Here is a 15,140-nt window from a genome sequence, read left to right as displayed (position 1 = left end):
GACGCTACTCCCGTCGCGGAGTCGCGGCCATCCACAGGACGGTTGCGTTTTGGTTACGCTCCCGAGGGGCGCGCGGATCTGGGCTCGCGGAGCGGGCGATATCCTCGGACCATGAGCCACGACCAGCATCTCGCCGATTTCGATCCCGACATCGCCGCGCTCCTCGACGCCGAGCTGGTCCGCCAGCAGACGACGCTCGAGATGATCGCTTCGGAGAACTTCGCTCCCGTCGCCGCCCTCGAGGCGCAGGGCAGCGTGCTCACGAACAAGTACGCCGAGGGCTACCCCGGCAAGCGCTACTACGGCGGCTGCGAGTTCGTCGACCAGGTCGAGCAGCTGGCCATCGACCGGCTCAAGCAGCTCTTCGACGCGGACTACGCCAACGTGCAGCCCCACTCGGGCGCCTCGGCCAACGCCGCCGCCCTGCACGCCATCGCCACCGCGGGCGACACGATCCTGGGCCTCGACCTGGCCAACGGCGGTCACCTCACGCACGGCATGAAGCTCAACTTCTCCGGGCGCCTCTACAACCCGATCCCGTACCACGTGATCCCCGAGACCGGTCTGGTCGACATGGACGAGGTGCGCGCGCTCGCGATCGAGCACCGCCCCCGTGTCATCATCGCCGGCTGGTCGGCGTACCCCCGTCAGCTCGACTTCGCCGCGTTCCGCGCGATCGCCGACGAGGTCGACGCGATCCTGTGGGTCGACATGGCGCACTTCGCCGGCCTCGTGGCCACGGGCCTGCACCCCAGCCCGCTGCCGCACGCGCACATCGTCACCACCACCACGCACAAGACCCTCGGCGGCCCGCGTGGCGGCGCGATCCTCACGAACGACGAGACGATCGCCAAGAAGATGCGCTCGGCCGTGTTCCCCGGCCAGCAGGGCGGCCCGCTCGAGCACGTCATCGCCGCCAAGGCCGTGGCGTTCAAGATGGCGCTCCAGCCCGAGTTCGCCGAGCGTCAGCAGCGCACGATCGAGGGTGCGCGCATCCTCGCCGACCGCCTGCTCGCTGACGACGCGGTGGCCGCGGGCATCCAGGTCCTCAGCGGTGGCACCGACGTGCACCTCGTGCTCGTCGACCTGCGCAACTCCGAGCTCGACGGTCAGCAGGCCGAGGACCGCCTCCACGAGGTCGGCATCACGGTCAACCGCAACGCGGTCCCGAACGACCCGCGTCCCCCGATGGTGACCTCGGGTCTGCGCATCGGCACGCCGGCCCTGGCCACGCGTGGCTTCGGCGCCGACGAGTTCCGCGAGGTCGCCGAGATCATCGCCGCGGCGCTCCAGCCGGGCGAGGTCGACATCGAGGGTCTGCGCAAGCGCACCCACGTGCTCGCCGAGCGCTTCCCGCTCTACCCCGGCCTCAAGCCGTTCACGTCGTGAACGACCGGCCGGGGGTGGGTGCGTGGTTCCGCCCGGCCGTCCTCGGCCTGCACCTGTTCGCCATCGCGGCGATCGGGTTCTGCCTGTTCATGGGTACGTGGCAACTGGGTGCGTACGACCAACGTCAGGAGGACGAGCGCGCCGAGGCCGGTGAGACCTCCGCGGCGGTCCCCCTCGAGTCGGTGTGGGGACCCGGCGACATCTTCACCACCGACCAGGACCAGCGTCCGGTCACGGTGACCGGCACGTTCCGGCCGGCGTCCGAGCAGCTCTGGGTCACCGACCGCGAGCAGGACGGCGCCACCGGCGTGTGGCTGCTGGCTCCCGTCACGGTCGGCGACGCCCAGCTGATGGTCGTGCGCGGCTGGGCGCCCGAGGCCTCCGCGACGTTCCCCGACGTGCCCGTCGGCGAGACCTCGTTCGAGGCCGTCCTCCAGCCGGGTGAGGAGTCCGCGTCCGGCTGGGACCCCACCGCGCGCACGATCGGCTCGGTCCGGATCCCCACGCTGCTCAACGAGCTCGGCTACGCCGACCTGTGGTCGGGCTTCGCGATCTCCACCGACCCCGCCGTCGCCGGCGGCCTCGACGTGGCCGAGGTCCCGGAGGCCGACGTGTCGTGGACCGCCGGCGGCCGCAACCTCGGATACGGCCTGCAATGGTGGGTCTTCGCGGCCTTCGCGCTGTTCATGTGGTGGCGCATGGCGCGTGAGATGGTGCTTGGCCGAGATCGATAGGCTGGGGCGGTGAACGACCGACTTCTGCGCGCCTACCAGGTCATGGCGACCATCGTGGGACTCAACCTCCTCATCGTGATGGCCGGCTTCATCGGCAAGATCGCCACCGACGAGGGCTCGTGGTGGAACCGCCACCAGGACACCTTCCTGGTGATCGACCAGCTGCACGGCTTCCTCTTCATGGTGCTGATCGTCCTGGTCGCCCGCCTGACCCTGCGCGAGAAGTGGTCGTGGGGCTACATGCTCAGCGTCATCGTCCTGGCGTGCATCCCGCTCGTGTCGTTCTGGTCCGAGCGCCGCACCACCCACAGCGTGCACGCCTCCCGGGCCTCCTCCCCCGCGACCGCCTGAGTCAGTCCTCGGCCGGGTCGGGCTCGAACAGGTCCTCGATCCGACAGTCGAACGCCGCCGCGAGCCGGAACGCCAGCGGCAGCGACGGGTCGTAGCGGCCCTTCTCGATCGAGATCACGGTCTGCCGCGACACGCCCAGCTCGTCGGCGAGCCGGCGCTGCGACCAGCCGCGCTCCTCGCGGAGCCGCGGGACGTGGTTGCGCATCAGCCGTCCCGACGCTTCAGCCACAGCATCCGCACGACGACGTCGCCCATCGCGAACGCCGTCAGCGCGATCAGTCCGTTCCGCAGCGACACGTCGAGGTCGACGATGACCCCGGCGACGAGCGTGAGCCCGAGGACCAGCAGCAGGTCGGTGAACGCGCCGCTCTGCGCGCGCTGGAGCCACTGGGCCTCGATCGTGTCGTCGGGCCGGTCGACCGCGTCGCGCAGGCTCGTCCGGTCGACGAGGACGACCCACGTCAGCGCGAAGATCCACGGCAGCGCGACGACCGCGAAGACGATGATCTCCTCGCGCCGGGTCCCGTCGAGCGCCGCCAGCGCCCACGCCGCGACCCCGCCCGACACCACCAGAGCGACGGCCACGCAGACCCCGAGCAGCACCCCCGGCCCCCCACCGAACCGCGCCCGCCCCCAGTACCCCCGCGTCTCCACCCGTTCGCTCATGCCCCCACCGTAGGGTCAAGGTCGCTTGACAGTCAAGCACCCTTGACGTCGGGTGAATGACGGTTTCCCCGGTTAAGCGGGGAAACCGCCACTTAACGAGGTTCGCAAACCTCACTAACTGACAGGAAACCTCGCGAAGTCGGGGCTCGTGGACGACGTGCCGCGTTGTCCACAGGGTCCGAAGTCAGGACCGTTCTCGTGGCTGGGATCCGCGAGAGTTCACGAATGGAGCCCTTCTTCGAGACCTTGGCCGATCGCCGGGGTGGTTACATCCTGCGTCCCGATCTGCTCGACCTGGGCGTGTCCGACCGCCAGATCAAGGACGCGCTCCGGCAGGAGCTCATCGTGCGAATCCGCCCGGGGACGTACGCGCCGCGCGGACACGCCGACCTCTCGCCGGAGGAGAGGCACCGGCTGCTGGCCTTCGCGGTGCAGGACAAGCTGCCCTCGGGAGTCGTGCTCAGCCACCAGTCCGCCTCGGTGATCCACAGCGGCGTCTCGTACGGCCTCGACCTGAGCCAGGTCCATGTGACGCGTCTGGGTCGGACGACCGCCCGTGCCGAGGCGAAGGTGACCCATCACGGGGGAACCCTGCCGGACGAGGACATCGTCGAGGTCGACGGGCACCTCCTCGTGGTCCCTGGGCGCGCTGCGCTCGAGACGGCGGTGGTCGCCGGCACGGAGGCCGGCCTCATCCAGACGTCCCTCGCGCTACGGCATGGTGTGACGCCGGAAGAGCTGCACGATCGCCTCGGCGCGATGGCGCGATGGCCCGGCGTTGCCAAAGTTCGTCTGTCCGTCATCTGGGCCACCCCGGAGTGCGAGACCGTTGGGGAGCTCCGCTCCCTCTACATGTTTCGTATGGGCGGTGTCCCCGTTCCCCGGATGCAGGTGGAGTACTTCGACGCGAACGGAGTCTCGCTCGGTCGGGTGGACTTCGACTGGGAGGACTTCTGGCACTGCGGCGAGTTCGACGGCCTACTCAAGTACGGCCGTCTGAACCCGTACGGCGGCGGCAACCTCGGTCAGGTGATCGTCGACGAGAAGCGCCGCGAGGACCGCATTCGCGAGACGGGCCGTGGGATGAGCCGTTGGGTGTGGTCCGACCTGCACTCGCCTCGGGCTACCTGCCAGCGGATCCTGGCAGCCCTCGAGCAGTCGCGTCGCCTTCATGGCCGCCTCTCGCCCACCGTCCTCGCCTGACTTCACGAGGTTTCCTGTCACTTCACGAGGTTCGCGAACCTCCGTCAGTGACAGTTTCCCCGCTTAACCGGGGAAACTGTCACGTCACCGCCCGACGAACGTGGCGTTCCCGGGGCCGTCGGCGAGGAAGGAGGCCATGCCGTGCTGGAGGTCCTCGGTGTCGAAGAGCTCGGCGGCGATCTCGGTGGTGCGGGCGATGGAGCCCGAGACGCCGGAGGCCTCGAACTCGCGCAGGATCTGCTTCGCGGCGCCGAACGCGCGGGTCGGGCCGGAGGCCAGGTCGGCGGCGAAGGCCGCGACGCCGGCGTCGAGCTCGTCGGGAGCGAAGACCCGGTTGACCACGTTCCAGCGCTCGAGCGTGGCGGCGTCGAACGGCGCGCCCGTGAACACGAACTCCTTGGCGCGCGCGACACCCGCGCGGCCGGCGAGCCGCTGCGTTCCGCCCATGGTCGGCGTCAGCCCGATGACCCGCTCGACGAGGCCGAACTTCGCCCTCTCCGAGGCCAGCAGCACGTCGCACGCCAGCGCGACCTCGAACGCCCACGTCAGCGTCAGGCCGTGCGCGACGAAGATCGTGGGAACGTCCAGCGCCGCGAACCGCTCGGGCAGCTCGATCATCCGGTCGTAGAGCTCGCGCGTGGCGGCCTTGGTGGTGCGGGCGTGGAACTGCGCCACGTCGACGCCGCCGGACACGAGCTTGCCCTCGGCGCGCACCACCAGCACGCGGGGCGGCTCGGCCTCCACGCGATCCAGGGCCGCGTCGAACTCGTGGTGGAACTCCAGCGAGTACAGGTTCACGGGCGGGGCGGAGAAGGTGAGCGTTGTCACACCACCCTCGGAGTGCAGGTCGACGGTCACCGATCGATCCTCGGATCGTAGGAGCCGCCGCGCTCGGCGGTGGCCTTGCGGACGACCACGACGGCCGCCGCGGCAGCGATCAGGAGCAACACCAGTCTCGACATGCCCCCACGCTAGCGGGAGACGTTCGGCGTCTCGTGCAAGGATGGAACCAACCCCTGAAAGGACGTGAAGTGCCCACCATCGCCACGCTCCACACCAACCGTGGAGACATCAAGATCGAGCTGTTCGACCACCAGGCACCCAAGACGGTGGCGAACTTCGTCGGCTTGGCCGAGGGCACCAAGGAATGGGTCGATCCCGCCACCGGCTCGGTGTCGACGAAGCCCTTCTACGACGGCCTCACGTTCCACCGGGTGATCTCCAACTTCATGCTGCAGGGCGGCGACCCGCTCGGCGACGGCCGCGGTGGCCCGGGCTACGAGTTCGACGACGAGTTCCACCCCGAGCTCCAGTTCGACCGTCCCTACCTGCTCGCCATGGCCAACGCGGGCACCAAGCCCAACGGCGCCGGCACGAACGGCTCGCAGTTCTTCATCACGGTCGCGAAGACCGACTGGCTCAACCGGAAGCACTCGATCTTCGGTGAGGTCAAGGACGCCGACAGCCGCGCTGTCGTCGACGCGATCGCCGCGGTCGAGACCGATCGCTTCGATCGTCCGACCCAGCCCGTCGTGATCGAGTCCGTCACCATCGAGAAGTGACCGACCAGAACGCCGGCCAGACCTGCTACCGCCATCCGGGTCGGCCTGCGTTCATCCAGTGCCAGCGCTGCTCGCGCTACATCTGTCCTGAGGACATGCGCGAGGCCAGCGTCGGCTTCCAGTGCCCCGAGTGCGTGAAGCAGGGGCAGGCGTCGGTGCGTCAGCCGCGCACGCTGGCCGGAGGCGCGATCTCCACCAACACCGGCGCGGTCACGATGGTGATCATCGCTCTCAACGTCGCGGCCCAGCTGATCGTCATGGTCACCGGCGGCACGAGCGGCCGCTTCTTCCAGGACGGCGCGATGCTGGGCCTGGGCGTCTACGACGGCGAGGTCCACGGCGTCGCCCACGGCGAGTACTGGCGTCTCGTGACCGCGGCCTTCCTGCACGGCGGACTGCTGCACCTCGCGTTCAACATGTACGCGCTGTACCTGTTCGGCCCGTTCGTCGAGCAGACCCTCGGGCGCGTCCGGTTCATTCTCACGTACCTGACGCTCGCCGTGGGCTCGTCGGTGCTGGTCTACCTGCTCACCGACTTCCGCACCCTGACGATCGGCGCCTCCGGTGCCGTCTTCGGCCTGTTCGGACTGGCGCTGGTCTTCCTCGTGCGCACGCGCCAGAACATCACCGGCATGCTCGTCCTGCTGGCGATCAACGGCCTGATCAGCCTGCAGTCGGGCATCAGCTGGCAGGGCCACCTCGGCGGCTTCCTCACCGGCCTCGTGCTCGGCCTGGTGTTCGCCTATGCGCCGCGTGAGCGCCGCACGCTCGTGCAGGTCGCGACGTTCGTGGTGCTCTGGGCGGCCTTCGTCGCCGCCGTGTTCTGGCGCACGAGCGACCTCGCCGGGCGCTTCATGATCCTCAGCTGAAGCGCCCGCGTCCACACCTTGTCCACAGCCGTGTGCACAGCCTGTGGGGAATCACAGGGGTGTGATTCACTCCCACTTCATCGCGAAGCCGAACGCGGCGAGGATGAAGCCCATGCCGATCATGAGGTTCCAGCCACCGAGGTCGCTGTACCAGGGGATCGTCACGTCGGTGTTGGAGATCGTGTAGAAGACGACGATCCAGGCCAGGCCGATGACCGCGCACGCGACCATCAGGGGAGCCGCCCAGCGGTTGCCGATGCGCACCGGCTTGGGGCCGTTGTCGTCGACGGACTTGCGCTTGAACCTGTTGAACACGAGCATCTCCCGGTCGGGCGGCTGGGACGGCCGCTGTGTGTCGTACCCCGCTAGCCTAGTCGTCGTGCCGGAAACTCCACGCGAGGAGGGGAAGATCAAGGTCGTCAGCAGGTGGAGCCTGCTCGGCCTCGTCCTCGCCTGCGTGTGCGGCATCGTCCTGGTGGCGGCCGCGGTGACCTCCGATGGCTCCGACCTGAGGCCCGCCGGCGGCGACCTGAACTCGGTGGTGCGCGACCGCGCCCACGAGGTGGAGAACCGTCGCGGCGAGGCCGCGCGGCTGCAGCGCGAGGTCGACGAGCTCACCGGCCGCGCCGACGACGCGGACCTGCGCCGCGAGGCGCGTCGCGTCACGCGGCTCTCCGACCCGGCCGGCCTGACGCCCGTCGAGGGGCCGGGTCTGCGCATCGCCCTGGAGGACGCTCCGCGCTCGGTGGAGGTCCCCGGACTCGATCCCAACCTGCTCGTCGTTCACCAGCAGGACATCCAGGCGTTCGTGAACGCCCTGTGGGCCGGCGGTGCCGAGGCGATCACGCTGCAGGGGCAGCGGCTGATCTCCACCACGGGCATCAAGTGCGTCGGCAACACCGTGGTGCTCGACGGCGTGCCCTACTCGCCGCCCTACGTGATCGAGGCGATCGGCGACCGTAGCCGCCTGCGCGGCGCGATGACCGAGTCGCCCGAGGTCACCACCTACACGCAGTACGCGCAGAAGTACGGCCTCGGCCTCGACCAGCGCGAGGTGGACGTCGTGAAGGCGCCCGCCTACGGCGGCAGCGTGTCGATGAGCCACGCCACCGTCGTGGACTGAGTCCCCTCAGGGGGTGGGCAGCGTGGTCGGCGGACCGTTCGGGTCGGGCGTCGGCTCGGTCTCGGGCTCCGGCGGACGCGACACCGTGAGGGTGATCGTCGTGCCCGGCGCGACCATCGAGCCCGGCTCGCGGCTCTGCGCGGTGACGGTGCCGTCGGGCGCCGTGCCGTTCGGGTCGTCCTGCACCGACACCTTCAGGCCGGCGTCCTCGAGCGTCTTCGTGGCCGCGTCGACGGACTGACCGACGACGTTGGGCACGTCGACCTGACCGCGGGACACGATGAGTGTGACCGTGCTGCCGCGCTCGACCTGGGTGCCCGGGGGCGGGTTGCTGTTCAGGACACGGCCCTTGGGCTGGTCGCTGTCGGTGTTCTGGCGTTCGACCTTGAGGCCGTACCGGTCGCCCTCGAGCAGGTCCTTGGCCTCGTCGTACGAGTAGCTCGTGAGGTTCGGGATGTCGACGAGCTCGGGCCCGGCGCTGACGACCAGGTCGACCGTCGTGCCCTCGTCGACGGTGGTGCCGGCCTCGGGGTCGGTGGAGATGACCTGATCCTTCGGAATGTCGGCGCTGGTCTGCTCGCTGGTGTCGCCGACGACGAGGTTCTTGGACTCGAGCCGGTTGGTGGCGGTCTCGACGTCGAGGCCCTCCACGCGCGGCACGTCCACCTGCGGCGTGTTCACCTCGGGGTCCTTGTCGTTGAGCATCAGCGCGATGCCCACCGCAGCCGCGATCGCCAGCAGCACGAGCGCGAGCGCCCACCACTTGCCGGCGCCCTTCTTCTTCTCCTCCTCCTCGGAGGCGGGCGGCAGCACGGGCGCGGCGACGGCGGGCGCGACCTGGGTGGCCCCGGCGGCGCCGACGGCCGTGACGGCCTGCGTGGGCGCGTCGACCGAGCCGCCGGCCAGCACACGCTCGATGTCCTTGCGCATGTCGCCGGCGCTGGAGTAGCGGTCGTCGACGCGCTTGGCGAGCGCCTTCGCGACGACGTGGTCGACCTCGACCGAGACGTCGGGGTTCAGCTGCGACGGGGGACGGGCCTCCTCGCGCACGTGCTGGTAGGCCACCGAGACGGGGCTGTCGCCCACGAACGGCGGACGGCCGGTGAGCAGCTCGTAGAGCACGCAGCCGGTGGAGTAGATGTCGCTGCGGGCGTCGACGGTCTCGCCGCGCGCCTGCTCGGGCGAGAGGTACTGCGCGGTGCCGATGACGGCCGCGGTCTGGGTCATGGCGCTGGAGGTGTCGGCGATCGCGCGGGCGATGCCGAAGTCCATCACCTTGACCTTGCCCTCGGGCGTCAGCATGACGTTGGCGGGCTTGATGTCGCGGTGGATGATGCCGGCGCGGTGGCTGTAGTCCAGGGCGGCCAGGATGTCGGCGGTGATCGACAGGGCGCGCTCGGGCAGGATCTTGCGGCCGTCGCGCAGGACGTCGCGCAGCGTGCGGCCCTCGACGAGCTCCATCACGATGTACGGCACGTGGGCGCCGGACGCGTCGGTGGCCTCGCCGGTGTCGTAGACGGCGACGATCGAGGGGTGGTTCAGCGAGGCCGCGGACTGCGCCTCGCGGCGGAAGCGCTCCTGGAACGTCTCGTCGGCGGCCAGGTCGGCGCGCAGCAGCTTGATGGCGACCGGGCGGCCCAGGCGCATGTCGTGTCCGGCCCTGACATCGGCCATGCCTCCACGGCCGACCAGCTCGCCGACCTGGTAGCGGTCGCCGAGCGGGCTCATGTACGCGTCAGTCTCGGTCATGGTGTCCAGTCTCCCAAAGGGTGGATGGTGGTCATCGCAGCACCGCCTCCATCACGGAGCGGGCGATCGGGCCGCCGAGGCGGCCTCCGCCGATGTCGCTGGTGTTCTGTGCGGACTCGACCAGCACCGCCACGGCGACCTGCGGGTCGTCCGCCGGGGCGAAGCTGATGAACCAGGCGTAGGGCGGGCGGTCGGGCGCCGACTCGGCGGTGCCGGTCTTGCCGCCGACCTTCACACCGGGGATGGCCGCGGGCGAGCCGGTGCCGTCGTCGACGACCGCGACCATCATGTCGTTGAGCTCGCGGGCGTCGCCCGCGGACATCGCCCGCTCCAGCTCCTGCGGCTCGGGCTGCTCGAGGATCGACAGGTTCGGCGCGCGGACGGTGCGCACGACGCGCGGCTTCATCAGCACGCCGTCGTTGGCCACCGTGCCGGCGACCATGGCCATCTGCAGCGGCGTGGCGGCGACCTCGTACTGGCCGATGCCGGACTGGGCCAGCTGCGGCGCCTCGAGCTCGGCGTCGGGGTCGGCGGTGAAGCGGCTGGCGGCCGAGGCGAGGTCGTCCAGCGGGCGCGAGCCGAAGCCGAACTTCGTGGCCTGCTCGGCGAGCTTGTCCTGGCCGACCTTGCCGGCCATCCAGCCGAACGAGACGTTGCACGAGACCTCGAGGGCCCGCTCGAACGTGATCGGGTTGCCGCCGCAGTCGCTGCCGCCCTGGTTGGTGAGCTTGTAGTCGATGCCGGGGAAGCCGAGGGTGGCGCCGCCGCGGACGTCGTCGTCGGCCTTCAGCCCGAGGTCCTCGATGCCGGCAGCCGCCGTGACGGCCTTGAAGGTCGAGCCCGGGGGCAGCGTGGTCTGCGTGCCGCGGTTGATGAGCGGTTGGTTCTCGTCGTTCTCCAGGCGCCGCATCGCCGTGGTGACCTTGTCGAGGTCGTGGCTGGCGAGCGCGTTGGGGTTGTACGTGGGCTGGCTGACCATCGCGAGGATGTCGCCGTTCTGCGGGTTGAGCGCCACGACGGCGCCGCGCGTCTTCTCGCCGAGGTCGGCCAGGCCGTCGAACGCGGCCTTCTGCGCGGCCGGGTCGAGCGTGAGCTCCACGCTGCCGCCCTGCGGCTGGTCGTTGGAGATGACGTCGATGACGCGGTTGACGAACAGGCGGTCGTCGCTGCCGGACAGGATGTCGTTGTACGACTGCTCGATGCCCTCGCGGCCGTAGATGTAGGAGAAGTAGCCGGTGACCGGCGCGTACAGCTTCGGGTCGGTGTACTTGCGCTGGAACTGCCACTTGTCCTTCACCGGCACGGACTGCGCGATGGGCTCGCCGTCGACGATGATCGCGCCGCGCTCGCGGCTGAACTGCTCGTCGATGACGCGGCGGTTGCCCTCCTTGGCGTTCAGGTCGTCGGCCTGGACGAACTGCACGACGTTGGCGTTGAGCAGCAGGGCCAGGAACATCAGGAGGCACACGATGGCCATGGCGCGCACGGGCTTGTTCACGAGAGCTTCACCACCTGCGTCTGGTCGTCCCCGCTGATCGTGGAGACCTCGGGGGCGGGACGGCGGGTCTGGTCGCTGATGCGCAGCAGCAGCGCGACGATGATCCAGTTCATGATGATCGACGAGCCGCCGGCGGCCAGGAACGGCGCCGTCAGGCCGGTCAGCGGGATGAGGCGCATGACGCCGCCGGCGACGACGAACACCTGCAGCGCGAACGAGACCGACAGGCCCACCGCGAGCAGCTTGCCGAACGCGTCACGGCAGGTCAGCGCGATGCGCAGACCGCGCTCGACGATGAGGCCGTAGGCCACGAGCACCGCCATGAGGCCGGTGAGGCCGAGCTCCTCGCCGATGGAGGACAGGATGAAGTCGGAGAAGCCGAAGGGCGTCATCTCGGGGCTGCCCTGGCCCCAGCCGCGACCCAGCAGGCCGCCGTGCGCGAGGCCGTAGAGCGCCGTGATGATCTGGTAGTTCTTGTCCGGGTCGGCCCACGGGTCGAGCCAGGCGTCGAAGCGGTCGCGCACGTGCCCGAAGGCCGCGTAGCCGAACCAGGCGCCCGCCGCGAACAGCAGGCCGCCGACGACGAGCCAGCCCGGCCGCTCGGTGGCGACGTAGAGCATCACGACGAAGAGGCCGAAGAACAGCAGCGACGAGCCGAGGTCGCGCTGGAAGACGAGGATGCCGACGCTGACGAGCCAGCCCAGCAGGATGGGGCCGAGATCGCGGCCGCGCGGCAGGTCGACGCCGAGCACCCGGCGGCCGGCCAGGGCGAGCGCGTCGCGCTTGGCCACGAGGTAGCCGGCGAAGAAGATCGCCAGCGCGATCTTGGCGGCCTCGGCGGGCTGGAAGCTGAACGGGCCGAGCTGGATCCAGATCTGCGCGCCGCGCTTCGCGTTGCCGATGACGGGCAGGATCGGCAGCACCAGCAGCACGATCGCGCCGAGGCCGAACGTGTAGGTGTACTGCTGCAGGCGGCGGTGGTCGCGAATGAGCGCGAGCACCGCGACGAACATGAGGACGCCCAGGATCGTCCAGCGCAACTGGCCCTGCGCGAACGGGCCGAAGCCCGATCCGTTGGCCTCGAGGCCGAGGTCGATCCGGTAGATCATCGTCAGGCCGATGCCGTTGAGCGCCACGACGACCGGCAACAGCACGGGATCGGCGTAGCCGGCGAAGCGGCGCACGGCGAGGTGGGCACCGAGCGCGACGACGGCGTAGACCGCGCCGACCGTGTAGATGCCCGCGGGAACGGTGCCGTCGATGCCCAGGCCGACGGCGGCGTAGGACCCGATGCCGATCGCGATCGCCAGCAGCAGCAGTCCGAGCTCGGCGGTGCGGCGCTTGCGGGGGATCCAGGCGGGGGTGGCGCCCGGGGAGCTCATGGTGCCTCCGTCGGCGCGGACGTGGCCGGGGTGCGACGCGGCGAGGCCGTGGCGGTGGGGGTCGGCGTCGGCGTGGGGGTCGGTTCGGTGACCTGGATGCTGAGGTTGGTGACGATGCGCTTGGCCTCGGCGTGATCGGCGGCGGCGATGCCCGCGGCGACGCGGTCGCGCTGGTACGGCGGCAGCGTGTCGATCTGGATGCGGGTGACCTCGTCGACCGTCTTGAGGGTCAGTCCGGGGATGTCGACGTCGACGCCGCGGTAGATCGCGACCTGGTCGCCCGACGGCGCGACGAAGTACTGGCGCTGCGACCAGTCGTAGGCGTAGGCGCCGGCCCCGCCGACGAGGCCCAGGATGACGAGGATCGCGAGCAGCCACGTGAGGCCGCGGCGGCGGGGCGCGGCACGCGGCGCGTAGCGGAGCTCCTCGGGGTCGGGCTCGACGGCGTCGTCGGCTCCGGCCGGGAGCGTGGCCGGAGCGGTGGCGGCCCGGACCGAGCCCGTGCGCGGGCGTGGCTGCGTGGTGGCGGCGCCCACGATCTGGGGCCGGCCGTCGGCGCAGACGAGACTCTCGTCGACCGGCTCCTCGCCGTCGACGAACTCGGCCAGGACCACGGTGACGTTGTCGTAGCCGCCGCCCTCGAGCGCGAGCCGGACCAGCTCGGTGGCGGCCGCGTCGATCGTCTCGAGCTTCATCGTCCGCTCGATCGTCTCGTCGTCGACCATGTCGGTGAGGCCGTCGCTGCACAGCAGGTAGCGGTCGCCGGCGGCGGGCTGGAGCCACGTGAAGTCGGGCTCGAAGTCGTCGCGGCCCAGGATCGCCTTGAGCAGCAGCGAGCGGTGCGGGTGGACGCGCGCCTCCTCGGGCGTGATGCGTCCCTCGTCGACGAGGCTCTGCACGAAGGTGTGGTCGATGCTCAGCTGGCTGAGACGTCCCTGGCGCAGGCGGTAGGCGCGCGAGTCGCCGATGTGGGCGACGGCCAGCTTCTCGCCGTCCCACAGCATCGCCTCGAGCGTGGTGCCCATGCCCTCGACCGCGGGGTCGTCGGCGATCAGCTGGGCGAGCCGGTGGTTCGCGGTGGCCACCGCGGTGCGCAGGGCCTCGAGCGCGTCGCCGTCGTCCTCGGGGTCGAGGTCGCGGTCGAGCTCGCGGATCTCGGCGAGCGTGGCCGAGGAGGCGAGGTCGCCGGCCGCGGCACCGCCCATGCCGTCGGCGATGACCAGCAGGCGCGGGCTGGCGTAGCCCGAGTCCTGGTTGTTCGAACGTCGCAGACCGACGTCGGTCAGCGCCACGTAGCGGTAGGTCAGCGGCGCCATCTACTTGCGCAACTCCACGATCGTCTTGCCCAGTCGCACGGACGTGCCGAGCGCGACCGGCACCGGGGAGGTGACGCGCTGGCTGCCGATGTAGGTGCCGTTCGTGGAGCCGAGGTCCTCGACGAACCACTGCTCGCCGTTGGTGGCGAAGCGGGCGTGACGGGTGGACACGTAGTCGTCGTCGAGGCGGATCGCGGCGTCGGTGCCGCGGCCGAGCAGGATCGGCTCGGTGCCCAGCGGCACGCTCTGGCCGGCGTTGGGACCGTCGACGACCTGCAGCATGCTGGGCGCACCCCGCATCTTGCGGTTGCGACGGGCCTTCTCGGGCTTCGCCTGCTTCTGGGCCTTCTGCCCCTTGGGCGCCTTCGCCGCCTGGACCTTCGTGCCGAAGATGTCGGTGCGGATGACCGAGACGGCCGACAGCACGAACAGCCACAGCACGGCCAGGAAGCCGAGCTTGATCAGGGTCAGGGTCAGCTCGCTCACACGACCTCCTCGCTGATCTGCACGGAGATCGTGGTGTTGCCGAGGCGGACGGACGAGCCGTTGCGCAGGAACGCGGCGTCGACCCGGCGGCCGTCGACGATCACGCCGTTCGTGGAGCCGAGGTCGCGGATCTCCACGCCCGTGCCCAGGAACGAGATCTCGGCGTGGTTGCGGCTGATGCCCGGGTCGTCGATCTTGAGGTCCACCGAGGAGCCGCGGCCGATCGTGATGCCGGGCGGGTTCACGGGGTGGCGCAGGCCGCCGATGTCGAGGACGACCTTGGCGCGTCGGACGGCGGTGTCGGTGATCGGCTCGCCGCGCACCGGCGTGACCGACGCGTTCGAGGCGCTGACGATCGTGAAGCGACCGGTGTGCAGGGCCTCGTCGAGGGCGAACTCGATGTGCAGCGGGCCGGCGGCGGTGTAGTGCTGCTCGGCGAGGTGCTCCTTGAGCAGCGTGGCCAGCTCGGTGGCCAGCGTGGCGCCGTAGGGGGCCAGGCGGTCGTGGTCGGCCGGCGAGAGCTCCACGGTGAAGTCGTTGGGCACGAGCGTGCGCTCGCGGCTGAGGACCGACGCGTTCTGGTCGACCTCGCGCTGGAGGGCCGCCGCGATCTCGACGGGCTGCACCGCGCTGCGGAAGGCACGCGCGAACGCCCCGGTGACGGCACCCTCGAGGCGCTTCTCGAAGCGCTGCAGGACTCCGGCCACAGGTGCTCACCTCCTCGGGCATGCCACATCGACGACGGTCGGTCCTGTCGATCGTATCGACACGGGGCCAGAACGGCGTCCTCCGTGGCTGCGACCCGCCGCACA

Annotated in this window: 17 protein-coding genes; 7 read left to right on the top strand and 10 right to left on the bottom strand. The window is 70.4% G+C overall.

The window, feature by feature from the left end:
- Positions 1 to 111: 111 nt before the first annotated feature.
- The 3 genes from glyA to O3S82_RS16785 are packed head-to-tail and all read left to right on the top strand — an operon-like array spanning position 112 to position 2,474.
- Positions 112 to 1,389 (top strand): serine hydroxymethyltransferase, encoded by a 1,278-nt coding sequence (gene glyA / locus O3S82_RS16795; RefSeq protein WP_269304386.1) that lies wholly within the window; start codon positions 112 to 114, stop codon positions 1,387 to 1,389.
- On the top strand, positions 1,386 to 2,123 hold the full coding sequence (locus O3S82_RS16790) for an SURF1 family protein (protein WP_269304384.1): 738 nt from the start codon (positions 1,386 to 1,388) through the stop codon (positions 2,121 to 2,123). The genes glyA and O3S82_RS16790 overlap by 4 nt, the downstream gene beginning before the upstream one ends.
- Positions 2,124 to 2,132: 9 nt before the next feature.
- Positions 2,133 to 2,474, top strand: a complete 342-nt coding sequence (locus O3S82_RS16785; RefSeq protein ID WP_269304383.1) for a DUF3817 domain-containing protein — start codon at positions 2,133 to 2,135, stop codon at positions 2,472 to 2,474.
- A 1-nt stretch (position 2,475) separates the two neighbouring features.
- Here the strand turns inward: O3S82_RS16785 and O3S82_RS16780 are convergent, their stop codons facing one another.
- Positions 2,476 to 2,679, bottom strand: a complete 204-nt coding sequence (locus O3S82_RS16780; protein ID WP_179427434.1) for a helix-turn-helix transcriptional regulator — start codon at positions 2,677 to 2,679, stop codon at positions 2,476 to 2,478.
- Positions 2,679 to 3,140: a hypothetical protein gene (locus O3S82_RS16775; protein ID WP_269304381.1), complete on the bottom strand. Its 462-nt coding sequence runs from the start codon at positions 3,138 to 3,140 to the stop codon at positions 2,679 to 2,681. Before O3S82_RS16775 ends, O3S82_RS16780 begins: the two co-directional genes overlap by 1 nt.
- Before the next feature lie 225 nt (positions 3,141 to 3,365).
- Here O3S82_RS16775 and O3S82_RS16770 point away from each other — a divergent pair, with 225 nt between their 5' ends.
- Entirely contained in the window at positions 3,366 to 4,343 is a 978-nt protein-coding gene (locus O3S82_RS16770; protein ID WP_269304379.1) for a type IV toxin-antitoxin system AbiEi family antitoxin domain-containing protein, read from the top strand.
- Between the two features lie 84 nt (positions 4,344 to 4,427).
- Here O3S82_RS16770 and O3S82_RS16765 read toward each other — a convergent pair whose 3' ends face one another.
- A complete protein-coding gene (locus tag O3S82_RS16765; RefSeq protein ID WP_269304377.1) occupies positions 4,428 to 5,201 on the bottom strand; it encodes an enoyl-CoA hydratase/isomerase family protein in 774 nt (257 codons plus the stop codon).
- Between the two features lie 173 nt (positions 5,202 to 5,374).
- Here O3S82_RS16765 and O3S82_RS16760 point away from each other — a divergent pair, with 173 nt between their 5' ends.
- On the top strand, positions 5,375 to 5,905 hold the full coding sequence (locus tag O3S82_RS16760) for a peptidylprolyl isomerase (protein ID WP_269304375.1): 531 nt from the start codon (positions 5,375 to 5,377) through the stop codon (positions 5,903 to 5,905).
- Positions 5,902 to 6,774 carry a rhomboid family intramembrane serine protease gene (locus O3S82_RS16755; RefSeq protein WP_269304373.1) on the top strand — a complete coding sequence of 291 codons (873 nt, stop codon included), beginning with the start codon at positions 5,902 to 5,904 and terminating at the stop codon, positions 6,772 to 6,774. Before O3S82_RS16760 ends, O3S82_RS16755 begins: the two co-directional genes overlap by 4 nt.
- A 66-nt stretch (positions 6,775 to 6,840) precedes the next feature.
- Here the strand turns inward: O3S82_RS16755 and O3S82_RS16750 are convergent, their stop codons facing one another.
- Entirely contained in the window at positions 6,841 to 7,089 is a 249-nt protein-coding gene (locus O3S82_RS16750; protein ID WP_269304371.1) for a cell division protein CrgA, read from the bottom strand.
- Between the two features lie 64 nt (positions 7,090 to 7,153).
- Here O3S82_RS16750 and O3S82_RS17385 point away from each other — a divergent pair, with 64 nt between their 5' ends.
- A complete protein-coding gene (locus O3S82_RS17385) occupies positions 7,154 to 7,897 on the top strand; it encodes a DUF881 domain-containing protein (RefSeq protein WP_396336565.1) in 744 nt (247 codons plus the stop codon).
- A gap of 6 nt (positions 7,898 to 7,903) precedes the next feature.
- Here the strand turns inward: O3S82_RS17385 and pknB are convergent, their stop codons facing one another.
- Genes pknB through O3S82_RS16715 form a run of 6 tightly spaced genes read right to left on the bottom strand, consistent with a single transcriptional unit; the run spans position 7,904 to position 15,035 of the window.
- Positions 7,904 to 9,646 carry a Stk1 family PASTA domain-containing Ser/Thr kinase gene (pknB, locus tag O3S82_RS16740; RefSeq protein ID WP_269304370.1) on the bottom strand — a complete coding sequence of 581 codons (1,743 nt, stop codon included), beginning with the start codon at positions 9,644 to 9,646 and terminating at the stop codon, positions 7,904 to 7,906.
- 31 nt (positions 9,647 to 9,677) lie between these two features.
- Positions 9,678 to 11,144, bottom strand: coding sequence for a peptidoglycan D,D-transpeptidase FtsI family protein (locus O3S82_RS16735; protein WP_269304369.1), 1,467 nt, complete (start codon positions 11,142 to 11,144; stop codon positions 9,678 to 9,680).
- Positions 11,141 to 12,526 carry an FtsW/RodA/SpoVE family cell cycle protein gene (locus tag O3S82_RS16730; RefSeq protein ID WP_269304368.1) on the bottom strand — a complete coding sequence of 462 codons (1,386 nt, stop codon included), beginning with the start codon at positions 12,524 to 12,526 and terminating at the stop codon, positions 11,141 to 11,143. Before O3S82_RS16730 ends, O3S82_RS16735 begins: the two co-directional genes overlap by 4 nt.
- The gene (locus tag O3S82_RS16725; RefSeq protein ID WP_269304367.1) at positions 12,523 to 13,842 is read right to left on the bottom strand and encodes a PP2C family protein-serine/threonine phosphatase; all 1,320 of its coding nucleotides are present in this window, start codon (positions 13,840 to 13,842) and stop codon (positions 12,523 to 12,525) included. The genes O3S82_RS16730 and O3S82_RS16725 overlap by 4 nt, the downstream gene beginning before the upstream one ends.
- Positions 13,843 to 14,328: an FHA domain-containing protein FhaB/FipA gene (locus O3S82_RS16720; protein ID WP_269304366.1), complete on the bottom strand. Its 486-nt coding sequence runs from the start codon at positions 14,326 to 14,328 to the stop codon at positions 13,843 to 13,845. It lies immediately after the preceding gene.
- On the bottom strand, positions 14,325 to 15,035 hold the full coding sequence (locus O3S82_RS16715; protein ID WP_269304365.1) for an FhaA domain-containing protein: 711 nt from the start codon (positions 15,033 to 15,035) through the stop codon (positions 14,325 to 14,327). Before O3S82_RS16715 ends, O3S82_RS16720 begins: the two co-directional genes overlap by 4 nt.
- Positions 15,036 to 15,140: the final 105 nt, after the last annotated feature.

Origin of the sequence: Aeromicrobium sp. HA, assembly GCF_027171405.1 — a bacterium.
In the GTDB taxonomy this organism is placed as follows: domain Bacteria; phylum Actinomycetota; class Actinomycetes; order Propionibacteriales; family Nocardioidaceae; genus Aeromicrobium; species Aeromicrobium tamlense.
This window is presented reverse-complemented; position numbering and strand designations above follow the sequence as displayed.